This is a genomic window from uncultured Roseobacter sp. (assembly GCF_947496515.1).
Classification (GTDB): domain Bacteria; phylum Pseudomonadota; class Alphaproteobacteria; order Rhodobacterales; family Rhodobacteraceae; genus Roseobacter.
On the sequence record NZ_CANMDB010000046.1, the window covers coordinates 1 to 1,768 of the forward strand.

At 64.2% G+C, this 1,768-nt stretch carries 1 protein-coding gene; it reads left to right on the forward strand.

From position 1 onward, the window contains the following. Positions 1-1,768, forward strand: a 1,768-nt coding sequence (gene tssI / locus Q1A53_RS23295; RefSeq protein WP_299971788.1) for a type VI secretion system tip protein TssI/VgrG, incomplete at both ends; no start/stop codon positions are given.

The window sequence follows — 1,768 nt, forward strand, 5'->3', positions numbered from 1 at the left end:
CGATTTCCTCCAGGCGGACCGCATCCTGCGCATCGCAACTCCCTTGGGCGAAGATGCCTTGCTGGCGGAAAGGCTCACGGTAGACGAGCATGTCTCGGCGCTTTTTGAGATCACCGTGGCAGTACGGTCCAAGCAGCCCGAGATTGCGCCCGATCAGCTTCTGGGAAAGACAGTGGATGTGAGCGTCGAGCTCAGCCAGCAGCCCGCCGTCCGCCGCACTTGGAACGCCATCGTGACCGACCTGGTCGCCGGCCCGCGCGCCAGCCGCGGGTTGCGGTCCTACCAGCTGGTGCTGCGCCCCGCCTTGTGGATGCTCACACAGCGGAGCGACTGCCGCATCTGGCTGGATAAATCCGCGACCGAGGTTGCTGAGCTTCTTTGCCAGGAGCACGGACTGCCTAGCCCCGTCACAGGCGGTGTGGTCGATCCCGTGCCGCGGCAGCATTACTCTGTCCAATGGAACGAGACAGATCTCGACTACCTGATGCGGCGGCTGCAGGAGGATGGGCTGTTCTTTTTCTGGCAGCACGAAGAAGGGGCGCATACCCTCCACATTGCATCTCATCCTGCGGGGTATCTGGCCGCGCTCGAAGACGACGGTGATGTGCGGTTTGCCGCCGGATCGACCGGTCGCAATCATATAAACCGTTTCGAGACCAGTTTCCGCTACATTCCGGGCAGCCATGCAGGGCGGGACTGGAACTTCACCACGCCGGAGATGGTGCCAGGGGCGGCGACGCCAGGTCTGGTGACGCTGCCGAAGAACGGCGGCTACGAGCTTTTTGAATATCCGGTGCAGGCCGGATACGGGACAGGCACGCGGGCCAGTGAGGGCATCGACAACGCCGAGGTCGAGCGTATCTCGAGGCTGCGCATGCAGGCGCATGAAGCAGAGCACGCCCGGGTGGAGGGCGCTGGCACAGTGCGCACGCTTGCACCGGGGCATCGCTTCAGGCCCTTTGACGTAGCCGATCCCGATGCAGCGTATCCGCCGCATGTGATCCTGTCGATCCATCACGAGGTGGTCGACACCAGCTACGAGAGTGTCGAGAACCAGCCCGAATACGTGAACCGCTTCCTCGCCCTGCCCGCCGATGTGCCCGCCACGCCGCAGCGCACCACGCCCGCGCCCCGCATCGACGGCACGCAGGTGGCCATCGTCGCAGGCCCAGAAGGCGAAGAAATCCACCCCGACGCATACGGCCGCATCAAGCTGTGGTTCCCCTGGGACCGGCGCGCGGCCAAGGACGGCAGCGACACCTGCTGGGTGCGCGTGACGCAGAACTGGGCGGGTGCCGGCTGGGGCGGCCAGGTCATCCCCCGTATCGGCATGGAGGTCATGGTCAGCTATCTCGACGGCGACCCCGACAGACCCGTCGTCACAGGCGTGGTGCCAAACAGCCGACAGAAAGTCCCATACGACCTGCCGGGGAATAAGACCAAAACCGTCCTGCGCAGCCAGACCCACAAGGGTGACGGTTTCAACGAGATCACATTCGAGGATCAGGCTGGCGACGAGAATATGTTTCTCCATGCCCAGAAGGACCGGACAGAACGGGTGCTGAACGACCGGACCAAACGCATCGAGCGGCACGAGGTCTCGGCCATCGGTCAGAACCGTGCGGTCGAAGTCGGCGGCAACCAAAAGCACGAGGTCGGTGGCTCGATGAACACGGTCGTCGGAGGCACCGGTGTCTCGGCACTGGCGCTCATGGCCAGCGTTCAGGGGCTCGCTGGCCATACCGCCGGCCTTTTGAAACAGGCGGGT